The organism is Ruegeria sp. S84 (assembly GCF_056583445.1).
Window position 1 is genome coordinate 2,820,001 of sequence record NZ_CM152618.1, and the last position, 16,670, is coordinate 2,836,670.

Here is a 16,670-nt window from a genome sequence, read left to right on the forward strand (position 1 = left end):
TACCTAATCTAACGCGGGCTAATCCTTTGGCGATAAATCTTTCCCCCGAAGGGCTCATACGGTATTACTCTCCGTTTCCAGAGGCTATTCCGTACCAAAGGGCATATTCCCACGCGTTACTAACCCGTCCGCCGCTCACCCCGAAAGGCGCGCTCGACTTGCATGTGTTAGGCCTGCCGCCAGCGTTCGTTCTGAGCCAGGATCAAACTCTCAAGTTGAAATGATGTTGCCATCATATCCTTGACGTTCGAACCTCTGCACATCTTTGATTGTGCTACCGCCTATTCGGCTACTTGAGCACGTATAAGCGACACCCCAACCGGCTAGTCAGGGTACAATCAAAAGTCATCTGTTTGTGTGCTTCTGGTTTCATCAGAAACCGAAAGCCGTACAAACAGTGAAGCTGACACTGGTCATCGGGGAAAAACCCCTACCAGCGCGATATACAGACATTCAATCCGTCGAAACGAACCAAACCGCCCACATATCTCTTCAGTTATCCATCAATGTCAAAGAACAAAACAACCAAGACCCAAAAACCAGACCATAACGCCAATCTCTCAGCGCCACCGCCCAATCAAAAACCTCAGATGCCCCCAGTCTCTCCCGAGCGTCTCCGCAGCTTCCACCGCGTCCCAGCACCTCAGCAGCGCCGGTGAAGGGCGTTCTAAGTATATCGCCCAGAAGCCGCAAGTGGAAAAAATCAAAAAACCGCAAAAAAAAGCAAAAACAGAATTTTATCCTACTAAAACAAATGGTTACGAAGAGCATCCGGCCATTCAACCCGGAAGTCGCGGACACAGACCATCGCAAATCAGCGCCATGGATATGTTATTCACACTGTTACCCACAGACTCGCCTGCGAGTCAGGCTGAATCGGCTTGCCTAAACCGGATCAGGAATGATGTGACCGGCAAGCGCAAGGCCAGAAGACCCAGGATAATCGCCAGGTAGACCAATGGCTCGATCTGAAACCCCTTCGCCAGCATCACATAATGAAGCGCGCCCAGAATTGCTGCCGGGTAGACCAGACGATGCAATTTGCGCCAACGAGGCCCCAAACGGCGAACCGCCCAGTTGTTGGACGTGATTGCAAGCGGCAGTAACAATACAAAACCAGCCATGCCCACCGTGATATAGGGCCGCTTGATAATGTCCGCCCAGATTTGGCTGGGAATCTGAACATCCAGAACCAGCCAGATCAACAGGTGCAATGCGACATAGGAAAATGTCAGTACACCTATCGCGCGGCGGAACTTCATCAGATTTAGGCCAGCGAAGCGACGCAAGGGCGAAATCGCGAGACCCAAAATCAGAAGCTGCAGCGCCAGTTCGCCAAACTCGTGCTCGAGCGCCTCGATCGGCTCGACCCCGAGACCACCGGTCATGCCCTGATAAAACAACCAGGGCACAGGCAGTGCGCCCAGCAGATAAACAGCCCAATTGGGAAGCCGTCGCAAGAGGTCGTTGAGCCGCCGCATCATCTCAGTAGTTCTTCGCCAGATCCATGCCTTCGTAAAGGCTGGCGACCTCATCTTCATATCCGTTGAACATCAGCGTCGGGATTCGCTTGGCAAACAGACCTCCGCCGATTTGACGTTCCGAAGCCTGCGACCAGCGCGGGTGATCCACATTTGGGTTCACATTGCTGTAAAAACCATACTCACGCGGACCCGCCATATTCCAACTTGTCGGAGGCTGCGTATCCGTCAGGGTAATCCGCACAATCGATTTGATAGATTTGAATCCGTATTTCCACGGCACAACCAGTCGCAAAGGCGCGCCGTTCTGGTTCGGGATATCCCTGCCGTAGATCCCAGTTGCCATAATGGTCAGCGGATGCATCGCCTCATCCAAACGCAGCCCTTCGCGATATGGCCAGTCTAGTACCGGATACGCCACACCCGGCATCTCATCGGGACGATAGGCGGTCTCAAACGCCACGTATTTCGCGCCGTCCTGAACGCCAGCCATGCCGAGTAGATCTGCCAGTTCAAACCCGTTCCAAGGTATCACCATCGACCAGGCCTCAACACAGCGGAACCGATAGATTCGCTCCTCAATAGTCATTTCAGACATGATGTCGTTGAAATCATAATCACCAGGGCGGTCGACCAGACCGTCGATGGTGACACTCCAGGGCTCGGTCACCAGTGTGTGTGCATATTTCGCCGGATCATCCTTGCGAGTCCCGAACTCATAATAATTGTTGTAGGAAGTAATCTCTTCCCATGTATTCGGTTCAAGCGCCTCGGCCGCCGCTGGCCGCGCCAGACCCGCCAGCCCGACACCCGCCAAACCGGCCATGACCTGTCGCCGGTTCAGAAACGCCGCCCTTGGGGTGACGTCCGCATGCGTCAGTTTGTTGGTCCAGCGATGCGCCATTTGGTTCTCCGTTATCCATTAACCTCGAAACTGAGGTAAGGTCTGATAGCACAGAGCCAAGGAAACAGGCGTCACGATTGAGCGAACAGATTGTAACGAAAATTAGGTACGCTTGGGCGCGAGGATAATGGTCACCCGATGTTCAAGCCGACAACACGGTTTATTTCGCACCCAAGATTGACCGCCTGATAGGTCGGAAAGGGCAGCCGGGCCGAAGTTTCGATATCGCGCCGAACCCAGTCCTGCTCCACTAATTGCTTGAGCGAGGATGACAATGCGCGATCAGTGATCACCTGAAGATCCGACCTGAGCCTTGAAAAGCGCCGCGGTTGGCGGGTCAGCGCCAGAATAGGAACCGTCCAGCTGCGGCGCAGTAGCTTCAATTCAGTATCATCCGGCACCAAGGCCATGATTTCTGCCGCTACAGCCGCCGCCTGAACCCCGGCTTTGGTCAAACGGAATTCAGGTCGCAAAGGGTGCCCGTGGCCCGGGTTCCGTTCAAGCAAGCCAAGGCTAGCCAGATGCTCCAGACTTGCCACAAACGCCGTCCGGCTTGCCCCCGTCGCGGCGAGCAACGGGGCCTGCCTGCCCGGAACCCCCTGGTGTAGCTGCGCAAGAATGTTCAGCGACCAGGCCCGAGAGGTGAGCTTGACAAGTGCCTTAATGTCCATAAAGTATAGTTACTTTATTTTAGGACAAAAGGAAAGTTCCATGGCCCTCGTTTCCTTAGAAAACACCATCACTCTTGCCATTTCGGTCAAAGATCGCCACGCCAGTGCGCGCTGGTATAATGACAAGCTCGGGTTTGAGTTGATCCATCATATTGATGAGGCGGGTTGGAGCGAGATGCTCACCAAAACCGAAGGCGTGACCCTTGGTTTGGGCGAGCAGGCAGAACCCGCGCCCGGAAACACCGTTCCGGTCTTTGGTGTTGCTGATATCGCAAGCGCACGCGGTGCTCTGGAAGGGTCCGGCGTTCGGTTTGACGGCGAAACCGAGACGATCGAGGGGATGGTCAGCACCGCCACATTTTACGACCCGGACGGCAATGCAATGATGCTGGCGCAGGATCTGACCGGGCAGGTCTGAACGCTCTTAGTCGCAATACAAGCCACCAAAAAAAGACCCGCCTGGATGGCGGGTCTCTTCATTACCTGAGACTTAATGCACGACTGCATCATCCGGGCGCGGACGCTCGGACGTTCCCAGCCGGTCGCCGATGATCAAACCATCGGTTCCGGCGGTCACCGGAACGGTCTCACCATCCTTTATCTCACCGGCCAGCAGTGCTTCGGCCAACGGGTTCTGCAGGGCGCGTTGGATCACGCGTTTCAATGGGCGGGCACCGAAGACCGGATCATAGCCTTCATTGGCCAGCCATTCCTTCGCGCCATCGTCCAGTGCCAGCTCGATCTTGCGGGCAGCCAGACGTTTCTGCAGACGTGCCATCTGGATATCGACGATGCCATCCATATCGGCCCGTTTGAGCCGGTCGAAGATGATGGTCTCATCCAGACGGTTCAGGAACTCGGGCCGGAAATGCGCCCGGACCGCATCCATCACGTCGCGCCGCGCCTGCGCGCTGTCCGCTCCTTCAGGCAACTGGCTGAGCGCCTGAGAGCCAAGGTTCGACGTCAGGATGATCAGCGTCTGCTTGAAGTCGACGGTACGACCCTGACCATCGGTCAGGACGCCATCGTCTAGGACCTGCAGCAGCACGTTGAACACATCCGGGTGTGCCTTTTCGACCTCGTCAAACAGCACGACCTGATAGGGTCTGCGCCGCACGGCTTCGGTCAGCACACCACCTTCGTCATAGCCGACATAGCCCGGAGGGGCACCGATCAGACGGGCGACCGCGTGTTTCTCCATGAACTCGGACATGTCGATGCGCACCATCGCGTTGTCGTCGTCGAACAGGAAGTTCGCCACGGCCTTGGTCAGCTCGGTCTTGCCCACGCCGGTCGGGCCGAGGAACAGGAACGAGCCCAATGGGCGGTTCTCGTCATTCAGACCGGCACGCGCACGGCGCACGGCGTTGGCAACAGCAGTGACCGCCGCATCCTGACCGATCACGCGGGAATGCAGATCGTCTTCCATCCGCAGCAGTTTCTCACGCTCGCCTTCCAGCATTTTCGAGGTCGGGATACCGGTCCAGCGTTCGACCACCAACGCAATCTGTTCTGGGCGCACCGTTTCCTCGGCCATCATAGCGTTGCTTTCGGCGTTTTCAGCCTCGGTCAGCTTTTTCTCAAGCTCAGGGATGACACCGTAGGACAGCTCACCCGCTTTGGCGAGGTTCCCTTCGCGCTTCGCGATTTCCAGATCAGCGCGAGCTTTGTCGAGCTGTTCCTTAAGATCACGGGCACCCGCGAGCTTGTCGCGTTCTGCCTGCCACTGAGCAGTCATCTCGGCGGATTGCTCCTGCAGGTCGGCCAGATCCTTTTGCAAGGTTTCCAGACGATCCTTCGAGGCCGCGTCATCTTCAAGCTTCAGCGCCTCTTCCTCGATCTGCATTTGCAGGATCTGACGATCCAGCTGATCGAGTTCCTCGGGCTTGGAATCCACCTCCATCCGCAAACGCGACGCCGCTTCATCTACAAGGTCGATGGCTTTGTCAGGCAGGAAGCGGTCAGTGATGTAGCGATGCGACAAGGTCGCCGCCGACACGAGCGCCGAGTCCGAGATGCGCACACCGTGGTGCAGCTCGTACTTTTCCTTGATACCGCGCAGGATGCTGATCGTGTCCTCAACTGTCGGCTCAGTGACCATCACCGGCTGGAACCGGCGGGCGAGGGCTGCGTCCTTCTCGACGTATTTGCGGTACTCATCCAGCGTCGTCGCGCCGATACAATGCAACTCACCCCGGGCAAGCGCAGGCTTGATCAGGTTGGCAGCATCCATCGCACCGTCGGATTTACCTGCACCTACCAGCGTGTGCATCTCGTCGATGAACAGTATGATCTCACCGGCGGCTTCGGTCACTTCGGTCAGAACAGCCTTCAGTCGTTCTTCGAACTCACCGCGATATTTAGCACCGGCGATCAGCGCACCCATGTCGAGCGCGAGAAGCTTCTTGTCCTTCAATGATTCCGGCACATCACCATTGACGATGCGCAGGGCCATGCCCTCGGCAATCGCGGTCTTACCGACGCCGGGTTCACCAATCAGTACCGGATTGTTCTTGGTGCGGCGCGACAGAACCTGCATCGAACGGCGGATTTCCTCATCCCGCCCGATGATCGGGTCGATCTTGCCTTCGGCTGCAGCCTCGGTCAGGTCGCGCGCATATTTCTTAAGCGCGTCGTAGCCTTCTTCCGCCGATGCGGTGTCAGCAGTGCGGCCCTTGCGGATATCGTTGATCGCTTCGTTCAGTTTCTGGGCCGATACAGCACCGGCCTCCAAAGCCTCTTTGGCTTTGGATTTCACCATACACAGCGCCATCAGAACGCGTTCAACCGGCACAAAGCTGTCGCCCGCCTTGGTGGCGAGCTTCTCTGCCTCGTCCAAAACCTTGGCGGTCTGGCCGTCCATATAGATCTGGCTCGCGTCGCCGCTGACCTTCGGGATTTTGCCCATGGCCGCGTCCAACGCCTCAACCACGCGGTTCGGTGCGCCGCCAGCGCGTGTGATCAGGTTGCTGGCCAGCCCCTGATCGTCGTCCATCAATGCTTTCAAGATATGTGTGGGCTCCAGCCTTTGGTGCCCCTCGCGCAGCGCAATGGTCTGCGCGGCTTGCACGAAACCCCGTGCCCGCTCGGTGAACTTGTTCAAGTCCATAGCATTCTCCTTTTCTTAAGCGCCCCGTATTGATGCGCCCGCTTGGCGGCACGCGTCGGTCTGGGCCTCACATTCAATTTGGGAAATGTCTTTTCCCATTCAAGGGGCTAGAGCATATAAATCGGCGTCATCCGCGCGGAATCGAGTAGACGGAATAACCGCCAGTTTCTCCCATCAATTCAGCGTTATACATTTCGACCAAAGACTGCTCGGCACTGCTGCCTGTGGGGCATGAAACCAGATCAGCCGTATGATCGAGGAAGTTGCCGGTATAGGCTGTTTCCCCGGTCAATTGACACCAGTCGTCTTCCGATCGGTACCCACGCACTAACAGAAGATTGTCATTGGTTGGAGCCGGCGCGACACCGGTTTCGGGCGGATCGCTTTGAGGCGCGTCTTCGCATGCGGCCAACATCAGTGCCGCGCCAAGTACAATTACCTTTTTCATCGTTTCTATCCCTGTTCTGAACATCGGCACTTTAGCACATTGCCCAAAATAATGAGTGAACTGCGTCACCTCGGGCTTCACACATGGACAGATCGCCCTGAACCCGTTAGGACGCAAACGTTTGCCAAAAAGGAGCGCCCCATGTCCGATGACCGCCTTATCGTAGCCCTCGACGTCCCAAACGCCCTGCAGGGTCTAGCCATGGCCGAGCGGCTGGGCGACTCGGTTTCGTTCTATAAGATCGGGCTGGGTATGTTGACTGGCGGCGGTCTGGCATTGGCCAACGAGTTGAAACAGGATCACGGAAAGCGCATTTTCTTGGACATGAAGCTGTTCGATATCGGCAACACTGTAGAAAATGCAGTGCGTGGGTTGGCTCAGTTCGATCTGGACTTCTTGACGGTGCATGGTGATCCGCATGTCGTACGCGCCGCAAAGGAGGGCGCTGCAGGCAAGGACATGAAAATTCTGGCGGTAACCGTCCTGACATCACTGAACAGGGACGATCTGGATGCAAGCCTTCTGAAAGCGGGTGACGTGCAGGACCTCGTTGTAGAACGCGCGGCCAAGGCTTTCGAGGCCGGAGCTGATGGCGTCATCGCCAGCCCTCAGGAAGCCGCGCTAATCCGCGCCCTGCCCCAATCCGAAGGTCGTTTGATTGTAACCCCTGGGGTACGCCCTGCTGGCGCAGCTTTGGGCGACCAAAAGCGGGTCGCAACCCCGGCCAGTGCAATCGGCGATGGGGCCGATCATATCGTTGTGGGCCGCCCGATTTATCAGGCGGATGACCCCAAAGCCGCCGCACAAGCAGTTTTGAGCGAGTTAAATTCATTGACTCACCATTAGGCGAAAAGCCAAAAATTGCGGAAGGAACGGTGCTCAAGCAATTGACGTTAGGTCAATTTTTCGCGCCGCCGCGCCAAATCGTCCCTGTGCCCGAAAACACACATGAAAAACATGAGTTTTATGGCGTTCGGCTTGTGGCTATCGAAAAACGCCATTTTCGGCGATTCTACACACAAGACACTCCCCAACGGGCCATCTCTTCCTGAGGCTCGTTACCTCCCCCGCAGGCGCGGGGGTTTTCTTTCGAAGTCCCGTTCAAAGCTGCGCCGTTTCCGACAAATAATCCCGAAGGCGATCTGCAAAATTTGGAATGGCCAACGGATTCGACAGATAATCCCGCGGACAATTCAGCCTCCACCCCTGCCCTTCGTCCCCAAAACGGATCAGACCTAGATCTTCCGGCGGGCGCAGGGCGACGTAGAACCAGCATTGACCATATTGCCGTGACCAGACAAGATCGGTTGCGCACAGGCGCAGCCCAACCTCTTCATCTGTTTCACGCAACGCGCATTCGATCGGTGTTTCGCCTGACTTTTTCCCGCCGCCTGGAAAATCGAGATGACCTGGAAACGGGATATCAGATCGATCATCTCTTAGAATGACCAGCAGCTTGCGCCCCAGAAACAACGCTATTTTTGCCCCGGCGAAGTCCATCGGTCCTCTTTTTATCCTTATCCATTCGCGATACTTATTAACCTATCGAATGTCTTGATCAATCCGCCGCTGGCCGGAAAGAAACTACATCATGCCCGCCATCTGTCGCGACTGCCTGAAGGAAATTAAGCAAGGGCCGCGCTGCCCAACTTGCAGCAGCCCGAGGGTCAAATCGCACCCAGAGCTGTTTGACCTGACGATCGCGCATATGGATTGCGATGCTTTTTATGCTTCGGTCGAAAAGCGCGACAATCCCGAACTTGCCGACAAGCCTGTGATCATTGGCGGCGGCAAGCGCGGGGTGGTATCAACTGCATGTTACGTGGCCCGCGTTCGCGGGGTACGTTCAGCCATGCCAATGTTCAAGGCGCTTCAACTATGCCCCGAAGCGGTGGTGATCAAACCGCGTATGTCGCTCTATGCCAGCGTCTCGCGCGAGATACGCACCATGATGGACGAGTTGACACCTGATGTTGAACCACTGTCGCTGGATGAAGCGTTCATGGACCTATCCGGCACCGAGCGGCTGCATGGTGCACCGCCAGCGGTCATGCTTGCGCGTCTGGTCAAGAGGATGAAAGATGAGCTGGGCCTGACGGGATCGATTGGCTTGAGCCATAACAAGTTTCTGGCCAAGGTGGCCTCGGATCTCGACAAACCTCGGGGTTTTTCAGTGATCGGCCAGGCCGAGACGGCTGATTTCCTGCATGACCGGCCGGTGCGGTTAATCTGGGGAATTGGTCCGGCGGCGCAGGAATCTCTGGATCGCGCAGGGATTCGCACATTTTCTGATCTTCTGCGCTGGGATCAGGAGGCGCTGACAGCGCGGTTCGGATCAATGGGCTACCGTCTGTGGCATCTGGCGCGAGGGCAGGACAAACGGCGCGTATCGGCCCATGAGCCGATGAAGTCGATCAGTAATGAGACCACTTTTTTCGAGGATACCGCCAGTCTTGAAATTCTGGACGGGCATCTGTGGCGTATGTCTGAAAAGGTAGCCGACCGGGCCAAAGCCAAGGGATTGGCTGGGCGAGTGGTGACGCTGAAGCTGAAACAGGCCAACCACAAGATCATCACCCGGCGGATATCGCTACGCGATGCGACTCAGATAGCGGATCGGATTTATCGCACCGCTCGTGGGCTATTTGATCAGGTTGGCGATCAGGGTCCCTATCGCCTTTTGGGATGCGGCCTGTCTGACCTGTGCTCAGAGGATCAGGCCGATATCTCGGGCGACCTTCTGGATCCCGGTGCAGAACGCCGATCACAGGCCGAACGTGCGACGGACGAAATCCGGCGCCGTTTCGGCAGTGATGCAATCGTAAAAGGTCGTGCGCTGCGCTAGGTCTATTCGGCGGCAAGTGACATTGGATCGGACCCGATACTGGTGATCTGCGCGGTGACCTGCCGCAACACATCACGCAACGCCTCAAAGTTGCCGTTCGGCTGGATCGTTTCCTCGTTCATATAAAGTGAACGATCGATCTCGATTTGAACCGCATGCTGATGGCGGGCAGGTCGACCATAGGTCTGGGTGACGTAGGCCCCTGCAAAAGGCGTGTTGCGCGCCACATTCAGACCCGCGTCGGCAAAAGCGGCCTCGATCTGATCAACGATCACACCGGAAGCGGCCGCACCGAACCGATCGCCCAAAACGATTTCCGGTCGGGCCCGGCGCGAGCCGCCGGCCAGCGCCACCGCCTCGTGCGGCATCGAGTGGCAATCAATCAGAATGGCCTGCCCAAACATCTGATGCGATTCCGCCAGCAGAGATTTCAGGCGAGTATGGTATGGACGCCAATAGGTATCGATCCGCAGGCGCGCCTCATCCATAGTCAGCTTGCCGCTGTAGATCGCCCTGCCGTTGGCGACCACGCGTGGAATCACCCCGAGGCCCGAAGTAACCCGCGGATTATGTCCGTGACGACGCGCACCCTGTATCAAAGCGGGGTCCAATTCATCCGAATTGCGATTCAGGTCCAGATAGGCGCGCGGCATGGCCGCGGCGAGCAGCGGTGCACCGAATTCAGCGACTGAAGAAAAAAGCTGATCGACATACGCATCCTCGGAGGACCGAATCATATTGCGGTTCAAAACAGACCGCTTCAATAAAGACTCGGGATAGGTCCGACCGCTATGGGGCGAGGCAAATACCACGCAGGACGTACGCGTTGCGGGCATATCCAGAATATAGGCTGCATTGGTGGCGGCGTCGGGCATGGGCTCTCCGTTGTTCGCACTCAACATAGACCGTAAAATAGTTCTGCCAAACCCCTTGATCCCCCCAACGACTCCTTTTATAGACCCCGCTACCGGCGCGGGGTTCCGCGCCCCATTTCGTTATGGGGCAGGTCACGCTACGGTTTCATGGGCGGTTAGCTCAGCGGTAGAGCACTTCGTTGACATCGAAGGGGTCACAAGTTCGATCCTTGTACCGCCCACCATGAATTCATTGCTCTGGTCTTTCCGGGGCACCCGATTAACCCAGGCGCTGGCCACGTCTTTGATGAAGGCGCCGCAGATTGGAGACAGACCCATGAAGGTCAAGAACTCGCTCCGCTCGCTCAAGAACCGGCACCGTGATTGCCGGGTTGTGCGTCGCAAAGGCCGCGTCTACGTGATCAACAAGACGCAGCGCAAGTTCAAAGCTCGCCAGGGCTAAGAGCTGCACATACCGAATTAAAAGAACCGCGCCTTCGGGTGCGGTTTTTTTGTGCCCGGCATTTCAGCCAAACGTGAAACGCCCGGAAGCACATGAATTTGCTCAGAAAGTTCGGTTCTGAGATTCCGCATTGTGATGGGGCCGTCTCGTGCTACGCTTTCCCTGTTTTTATGACGGGAGGTCGGATTGGCGAACGATGATCTGGACAAGATATTCGGAACAACTCTGACCGAGATGGTAGCCGACATAGGCAGCAGCGTGGCCCAGGCCGCCGAGCAGCTTAGCGTGGATCAGCTAAAAGCGCTGAAGAACTACCCCCAGGAACTACGCGATCTGGGCATCCCGCCGGTCTTTTACCACATGCAGGAAGTCGACGTGGAACTGAAGGTTGTCATGGAGATGAGCAGTTCCACCGTAGAAGGCCAGCGCAGTAGGATCGGTACCTTTATTTTTGGCCCGAAGCTGACACAGACAGACACGCTCGATTCCAAAAGCGCGTCCACGATGCGAATGCGTTTCGCGCCCGGGCCGGTAGATGAAAGCAGATCTTTGGATGGCAATGATGGCAACTAAGAAAGTCAAAGCCCCCAAAAGAACGCCGATTGATGTCCGCGTCACCGAGATGCCCGAGGCATTCACCACCCTGCTTCAGTCACTTGAAAACCGTATGACGGCAATGGAGGCGCGCGAAGTCGCGCTGCTGGAGACGATCAACGACCTGCTAGAACGGATCGACGATCTGGAAGAAGGCGGCGGTGGCATGTTGATGGGCGCAGGAGCCCCGGTGATGAACCCGATGGCCGAGGGCCGCGCTGCAATGGAAGCGGACGATCCTGACACACAGGTCGTCGACGCGCAGAAATTCTCGCAAGCCCTGGGTGAACAGATCCTCGCCGGTTCCGATGGCAGCAGCGATTTCACCATCGACAATGTCAAAGTCGAAGCAGTTGTCGGGTTGGGCCAGGACGGCACCAAAGCCCAGATCGCGACGAATGCCCGAAAACAGGCGATCAGCCAGAACGCATCCAAGGTCACTTTTTCCGTCAGGAGGCGGACCGCCACGCACATTATTGAGAAAGACTGAATTAACAGAGGAGTTTGGAAATGAGTATCGGGCAGGAACTGCTAAACGTCCCGTTTGCGGAAATGGTGCAAAAGCTTGCGCTTTCCGTTGCCGAGTCGCAGACCGAGTTGGATCGGCATTCTACAGATGTTGCCAAATACATGGCGGATCAAAAAATCCAGCTTCCGGACCTGTCCAATCCCCAGGGCCCACCAAAGGAATTCAGTCTGGTCTCGATGGGCTTTCTGCCCGCATTCTATGCGGTGCAAGAGGCCGAGATTGAGGTCAAAATGGCGATCTCGATGACCAAACAGACCGAGAAATCAGGCAGCGCATCGGTCAAAGGTGGCTGGGGCCCCGTGGCGGCGCAGGTCAACGCAAGTTATTCCTCGCGCTATGCCTATAATCAGGAAGGCGCAAGTAGGCTGTCAATCAAGCTGGCCCCAGCTGATCCGCCGGTCATGCTGCAGAAATACATGGAAGCGGTAACACAGGCGATGCTGACCAAAGAACCGGTGCTCAGCGACGATCCGGACCCCGAGCCGGCACCGTCACCCGTCCCACCGCAACCCGAAAGAAAACAAAGTAGGCGGCGTCAATCCTGAAGGGGCCGTCCGGCAAGGTAAGTTCAGCGACGTTTTGACCAACTAATTTTGTCGGATTTCCTTGCATCCCACCGAGAATCGTTTAATTGACCAAATCAGTCGGGTTAATTCCCGTCACGATTTTCAATGTTGGGACAAATGATGCTGAAATCCTCTACCTGCTTTGCCGCCACCCTGACGGCCCTGATCGCCACCTCTGCCGCAGCCGAGGGCGAGCTGAACCTGTATTCCTCGCGCCACTACGACACCGACGAACGCCTGTATTCCGACTTCGAAGAGGCCACCGGCATCACCATCAACCGCATCGAAGGCAAGGCCGACGAACTGATCGCACGGATGAAAGCAGAAGGCGCGAATTCGCCCGCTGATGTCCTGCTGACGGTCGACAGCTCGCGCTTGGCCCGTGCCAAGAGCGAAGGCATCCTGCAGCCGGTCGAGAGCGCAATCTTAGAGGAGCGTATTCCGGCAAACCTTCAGGACGAAGACAATCAGTGGTACGGCTTTTCTCAGCGCGCACGGATCATCTTCTTTGACAAGGCTGATGTCGCCAACCCACCCGCAACCTATCTGGATCTGGCAAAACCGGAGTATAAAGGGCAGATCTGCATTCGCTCGTCCGGCAATATCTATAACCAGACACTATTGTCATCGATCATTGCAAATCACGGCGCGGAAGAAGCCAGGAAATGGGCTGAAGGTGTCGCCGCCAACATGGCACGCGAACCTCAGGGCGGTGACACAGACCAGCTGCGCGGCATCGTGTCAGGCGAGTGCGAGATTGCGGTTGCCAACACATACTATATGGCCCGCGCTATGCGCAAAGACGTCAAAGGTCTAAGCGCGGATATCGAGATGATTGGCGTGCAGTTCCCGGCACAGGATGCCGAAGGTGCACATATGAACCTGTCGGGTGCGGGTGTTGCAGCAAACGCGCCGAACAAAGAAAACGCGATTAAGTTCCTTGAGTATCTCGCAAGCGATCAGGCGCAGGTCTACTTCTCGAACGGAAACGATGAATACCCCGCTGTCGAAGGCGTCGCGCTGGCTGAGAACGTGGCCGCTCTGGGGGAATTCAAAGCGGATGAGGTGAACCTCTCAGAGGCCGCCAAAAACATCCCCGAGGCACAGAAAATCTATAACGAAGTTGGCTGGAAGTAATCCCGTTCGATACCCGAGCAGCAAAAGGGCGCAGATTTCTGCGCCCTTTTTCTATTGTGTTTGAAGTAAAGCAAGGCAATAATCCCATATTCGTAACTGATTCCCATATGTGAGCCATGCTCGACACACTATCAAACCGCCTCGCTAAGCGTCTGAACGAGCTGCGCCAGGGTCATGGCTGGTCGCTTGAGCAGCTGGCAGACCAAAGTGGGATCAGCCGGGCGACACTGTCGCGAATGGAAAACGGTGATGTCAGCCCTACCGCTGAAACGCTTGGCCGTTTATGCGCGGCATACGGCCTGCCCATGTCACGCCTGCTGATGATGGTCGAAGACAGTTTCGATCCCAAAGTACCTTTCGAGAAGCAGCCTGAATGGCATGACCCCGAAAGCGGGTTTACCCGCCGTTCGGTTTCACCACCGGCGACTGGCCTCAGTGGGGAAGTAATGGAAGGTCATTTGCCCCCAGGTACTGTCATCACCTACGATACTCCGCCCAAGCCGGGACAGGAGCACCACCTGATCCTACTTGATGGAGGGCTAACGTTGACAGTGGACGGGATTGCCCATGCGCTCAGCGGCGGCGACTGCCTTCGCTATCACCTGTCGGGGCCAACGCAGTTCGAAACCGGACCCAAACGCGGTGCGCGCTATCTGTTGGTGCTGATATGATTACGCGATTGCCACAGGAATATTTCGACGAAGCGCTTGAGGATCTGACCGATATCCTGCACCGCTGTGTCCATACCGGTGCCAGTATCGGGTTCATCCTTCCTTTTTCGCGGGACGATGCCCGCGCCTATTGGCGGGACAGGGTGCAGCCCGAACTCCGCGCGGAGACACTCGATCTGTTTGTCGCATATGGTGACGGACGCATTCTGGGCACGGTGCAACTGATCCCCGCCGCAATTCCAAACCAGCCACATCGCGCGGATGTGGCAAAGCTGCTGGTTCATCCGCAGGCTCGCCGTCGCGGTTTGGGTCGGTCGCTGATGGAGGCACTGCATGAGCGTGCTCGGGAATTGAAACGCACGATGCTGGTGCTGGACACCCGTAGCAGCGATCCTTCACGCTTGCTGTATCAGTCGATGGGTTTTCAGATTGCCGGAGAGATCCCGAACTATTGCCGAAACCCGTTTGAGGATCGGCTGGAGCCGACCACTTACATGTTCAAGGACGTCACCTAGCTGCCCGTCGCGCGCACATTCGCGACAGAGCATTCGGCGATCCCCGAAGGTCCCGACATAGGTCGGCACCAATGGCCTACAGCCGCGCGCCATCGACAGCAAAGGGCGCTCGTTGACCAAAGAATTTGATACCTCAAGCGCATCGGGATCCATCTAGAATCGAAGGAACTCCAGAGCTTCTCCGGCTGGCAGCTTCTCAGTTTCTGCCGGAATAATTACCAGACCATCGGCCTGTGCAAGAAGGGCAACGCGCCCGCTGTAAGACCCGGCCATCAGGCGCAATCGCGGTGCGCCATTCGGTGTACATCCGTCGATGCTTACCGGGCGGTACTCACGCCGTCCCGCGCGGCGTTGAAGAGGTTCTGCCAAAACCGCCTGCTCGGGGGTGCGTTCGTTCCGATGCAGACCGGCACGGCGTTCCATCATCCGCGCACCAATGATCTGCCACGTCACAAAGGCCGAAACCGGATTTCCCGGCAGGCCCACATAAAGCGCATCACCCCGACAACCGAACATGATCGGCTTGCCGGGTTTCATCGCCACTTTCATCACCTCGGTTTCGCCACCGATTTCACTGAACAGGCGCGGCATGTGGTCTTCGTCCCCGACCGAAACACCGCCCGTGGTGATGATCAGGTCCGAGCTATTACAGGCATCCCTCAAGACCTGCTTCAGCAGCACCGGATCATCTTCGACCGGGCCTCGGTCGGCTAGTTCGATCCAGGGTTTATCCAGCAAAGCCAAAAGCATGTAGCGGTTCGAGTTGTAGATCTGTCCGGGGCCAAGCGCTTCACCCGGCTGGCGAAGCTCGCTACCGGTCGAGAAGATCGTGACCTTGAGCTTGCGATAAACCTTCACCACGCCATAACCAGCCGAGGCCAATGCGGCGGCCTCACGCGCAGTAATTTCACACCCGCGCCGCAGGATCGGGGCACCAGCTTTCAAATCCTCGCCCGCGCGACGGATATGCTGACCGGATTTTGGACGGCGGTTGAACCGGATGCGATCGGACTGTAACTCACAGTCTTCCTGCATTAATACCGCATCGAACTCGGACGGCACCGGCGCTCCTGTGAATATACGCAAGGCACTGCCATCCGGCGCATCGTGTGCGCCGCTATCGCCGGCGGCTATGCGCCCGCCAACTAGCAGTTCGAACACAGGCCCCTCGCCCAGATCGGCGCTGCGAACGGCATAGCCGTCCATAGCCGAGTTATCGAAGGCGGGCATGTCTACCTTGCTGTCGCAATTCTCGGCCAGTATCCGGCCAATAGCCTGCACCAGCGGTAGTGTTTCGGTATCCGTGATGGGGTTGGCCACGGACAAACCGCGCCGTAGGGCGTCATCTACGGCCAGGTACATATGAGCATGGTGGTCGCAGGCACATCCATCAGCCATTTTGGGCCTCCATATACGCAAAGAGCTCTTCGAAACCGACCCGCTCGGCCTCTCCAAGTTTAGGTAGATAGGCCTTGGCTTCTTCCAGATTCGAGCTTGGATCACCAACTACCAGCAGCATGACCATGCCGTGACGCCCATGAACGCGGCAACGGATGCCGTAGACTCCCTCTTTCTCGAAAGTCAGATCCAGTTCGGGTTTGCCCCGAATCTCGAAGACGCGCGCGCCCACGGGTATCATTCGAGGAATGGCAGTGACCGTGTGCCGCCCGGTCGAGCCTTTGAAACGCACAGTCGCCCCAGCGGGAACCTGCAGGAATTTGGGTTCGAACCGAAATGCATGCGCCGGAGTGTCGGCGTTCAGGTCGATGACCTGATGAACTACGGCAACCTCGGGGATCTCCTCGGCCAGTGCGACACTACCAAAAGCCATTGCCCCCGTTAGAATCGCCGCGCCTAGTTTCAGCGAAATCGCCATCTATCCC

General features: G+C 56.9%; 19 protein-coding genes, 1 tRNA gene and 1 rRNA gene (1 of these 21 running past the window's edge). 11 read left to right on the forward strand and 10 right to left on the reverse strand.

What is annotated here, in order from left to right:
• The 4 genes from AC1DFB_RS14225 to AC1DFB_RS14240 all read right to left on the reverse strand — a co-directional run.
• Nucleotides 1-218, reverse strand: a 16S ribosomal RNA gene (locus tag AC1DFB_RS14225) (it extends 1,244 nt beyond the left edge of the window).
• Between the two features lie 648 nt (nucleotides 219-866).
• Complete coding sequence (gene msrQ, locus AC1DFB_RS14230; protein ID WP_480922620.1) at nucleotides 867-1,481, reverse strand: protein-methionine-sulfoxide reductase heme-binding subunit MsrQ; 615 nt, start codon at nucleotides 1,479-1,481, stop codon at nucleotides 867-869.
• 4 nt (nucleotides 1,482-1,485) lie between these two features.
• Complete coding sequence (gene msrP, locus AC1DFB_RS14235; RefSeq protein ID WP_170425728.1) at nucleotides 1,486-2,385, reverse strand: protein-methionine-sulfoxide reductase catalytic subunit MsrP; 900 nt, start codon at nucleotides 2,383-2,385, stop codon at nucleotides 1,486-1,488.
• Between the two features lie 131 nt (nucleotides 2,386-2,516).
• The gene (locus AC1DFB_RS14240; RefSeq protein ID WP_480921520.1) at nucleotides 2,517-3,056 is read right to left on the reverse strand and encodes a winged helix-turn-helix transcriptional regulator; all 540 of its coding nucleotides are present in this window, start codon (nucleotides 3,054-3,056) and stop codon (nucleotides 2,517-2,519) included.
• A gap of 40 nt (nucleotides 3,057-3,096) precedes the next feature.
• Between AC1DFB_RS14240 and AC1DFB_RS14245 the strand changes: the two genes are divergently transcribed.
• A complete protein-coding gene (locus AC1DFB_RS14245; protein ID WP_170425724.1) occupies nucleotides 3,097-3,474 on the forward strand; it encodes a VOC family protein in 378 nt (125 codons plus the stop codon).
• A gap of 72 nt (nucleotides 3,475-3,546) precedes the next feature.
• Here AC1DFB_RS14245 and clpB read toward each other — a convergent pair whose 3' ends face one another.
• Nucleotides 3,547-6,165, reverse strand: a complete 2,619-nt coding sequence (clpB, locus tag AC1DFB_RS14250; RefSeq protein WP_480921521.1) for an ATP-dependent chaperone ClpB — start codon at nucleotides 6,163-6,165, stop codon at nucleotides 3,547-3,549.
• Between the two features lie 127 nt (nucleotides 6,166-6,292).
• Nucleotides 6,293-6,613, reverse strand: a complete 321-nt coding sequence (locus tag AC1DFB_RS14255) for a hypothetical protein (RefSeq protein WP_170398514.1) — start codon at nucleotides 6,611-6,613, stop codon at nucleotides 6,293-6,295.
• 141 nt (nucleotides 6,614-6,754) lie between these two features.
• Here AC1DFB_RS14255 and pyrF point away from each other — a divergent pair, with 141 nt between their 5' ends.
• Nucleotides 6,755-7,459 (forward strand): orotidine-5'-phosphate decarboxylase, encoded by a 705-nt coding sequence (gene pyrF / locus AC1DFB_RS14260; protein ID WP_170514647.1) that lies wholly within the window; start codon nucleotides 6,755-6,757, stop codon nucleotides 7,457-7,459.
• Nucleotides 7,460-7,714: 255 nt separating this feature from the next.
• On the opposite strand, the gene AC1DFB_RS14265 is transcribed toward pyrF, so the two are convergent.
• Nucleotides 7,715-8,113 (reverse strand): NUDIX domain-containing protein, encoded by a 399-nt coding sequence (locus AC1DFB_RS14265; RefSeq protein ID WP_480921522.1) that lies wholly within the window; start codon nucleotides 8,111-8,113, stop codon nucleotides 7,715-7,717.
• Nucleotides 8,114-8,204: 91 nt separating this feature from the next.
• Between AC1DFB_RS14265 and AC1DFB_RS14270 the strand changes: the two genes are divergently transcribed.
• Entirely contained in the window at nucleotides 8,205-9,458 is a 1,254-nt protein-coding gene (locus AC1DFB_RS14270; RefSeq protein WP_170595237.1) for a DNA polymerase IV, read from the forward strand.
• Between the two features lie 2 nt (nucleotides 9,459-9,460).
• Here AC1DFB_RS14270 and AC1DFB_RS14275 read toward each other — a convergent pair whose 3' ends face one another.
• On the reverse strand, nucleotides 9,461-10,333 hold the full coding sequence (locus AC1DFB_RS14275; RefSeq protein WP_170514642.1) for an N-formylglutamate amidohydrolase: 873 nt from the start codon (nucleotides 10,331-10,333) through the stop codon (nucleotides 9,461-9,463).
• Between the two features lie 149 nt (nucleotides 10,334-10,482).
• Between AC1DFB_RS14275 and AC1DFB_RS14280 the strand changes: the two genes are divergently transcribed.
• The 8 genes from AC1DFB_RS14280 to AC1DFB_RS14315 all read left to right on the forward strand — a co-directional run bounded on the left by AC1DFB_RS14280 (nucleotide 10,483) and on the right by AC1DFB_RS14315 (nucleotide 14,787).
• Nucleotides 10,483-10,557 (forward strand) — tRNA-Val (locus tag AC1DFB_RS14280).
• A gap of 92 nt (nucleotides 10,558-10,649) precedes the next feature.
• A complete protein-coding gene (ykgO, locus tag AC1DFB_RS14285; protein ID WP_005648635.1) occupies nucleotides 10,650-10,775 on the forward strand; it encodes a type B 50S ribosomal protein L36 in 126 nt (41 codons plus the stop codon).
• Nucleotides 10,776-10,961: 186 nt separating this feature from the next.
• Entirely contained in the window at nucleotides 10,962-11,348 is a 387-nt protein-coding gene (locus AC1DFB_RS14290; RefSeq protein WP_299664064.1) for a hypothetical protein, read from the forward strand.
• Nucleotides 11,338-11,859: a hypothetical protein gene (locus AC1DFB_RS14295; protein WP_480921523.1), complete on the forward strand. Its 522-nt coding sequence runs from the start codon at nucleotides 11,338-11,340 to the stop codon at nucleotides 11,857-11,859. The genes AC1DFB_RS14290 and AC1DFB_RS14295 overlap by 11 nt, the downstream gene beginning before the upstream one ends.
• 20 nt (nucleotides 11,860-11,879) lie before the next feature.
• Nucleotides 11,880-12,443: a hypothetical protein gene (locus AC1DFB_RS14300; RefSeq protein ID WP_480921524.1), complete on the forward strand. Its 564-nt coding sequence runs from the start codon at nucleotides 11,880-11,882 to the stop codon at nucleotides 12,441-12,443.
• 141 nt (nucleotides 12,444-12,584) lie between these two features.
• The gene (locus AC1DFB_RS14305) at nucleotides 12,585-13,601 is read left to right on the forward strand and encodes a Fe(3+) ABC transporter substrate-binding protein (RefSeq protein WP_170398498.1); all 1,017 of its coding nucleotides are present in this window, start codon (nucleotides 12,585-12,587) and stop codon (nucleotides 13,599-13,601) included.
• Between the two features lie 116 nt (nucleotides 13,602-13,717).
• Nucleotides 13,718-14,272, forward strand: coding sequence for a helix-turn-helix domain-containing protein (locus tag AC1DFB_RS14310; RefSeq protein ID WP_170513838.1), 555 nt, complete (start codon nucleotides 13,718-13,720; stop codon nucleotides 14,270-14,272).
• Nucleotides 14,269-14,787 carry an N-acetyltransferase family protein gene (locus tag AC1DFB_RS14315; protein ID WP_480921525.1) on the forward strand — a complete coding sequence of 173 codons (519 nt, stop codon included), beginning with the start codon at nucleotides 14,269-14,271 and terminating at the stop codon, nucleotides 14,785-14,787. Before AC1DFB_RS14310 ends, AC1DFB_RS14315 begins: the two co-directional genes overlap by 4 nt.
• 153 nt (nucleotides 14,788-14,940) lie before the next feature.
• Here the strand turns inward: AC1DFB_RS14315 and AC1DFB_RS14320 are convergent, their stop codons facing one another.
• Together AC1DFB_RS14320 and AC1DFB_RS14325 are read right to left on the reverse strand one after the other, a co-directional pair.
• A complete protein-coding gene (locus tag AC1DFB_RS14320; protein WP_480921526.1) occupies nucleotides 14,941-16,185 on the reverse strand; it encodes a molybdopterin molybdotransferase MoeA in 1,245 nt (414 codons plus the stop codon).
• Complete coding sequence (locus tag AC1DFB_RS14325) at nucleotides 16,178-16,663, reverse strand: plastocyanin/azurin family copper-binding protein (RefSeq protein ID WP_170408233.1); 486 nt, start codon at nucleotides 16,661-16,663, stop codon at nucleotides 16,178-16,180. The genes AC1DFB_RS14320 and AC1DFB_RS14325 overlap by 8 nt, the downstream gene beginning before the upstream one ends.
• Nucleotides 16,664-16,670 lie beyond the last annotated feature (7 nt).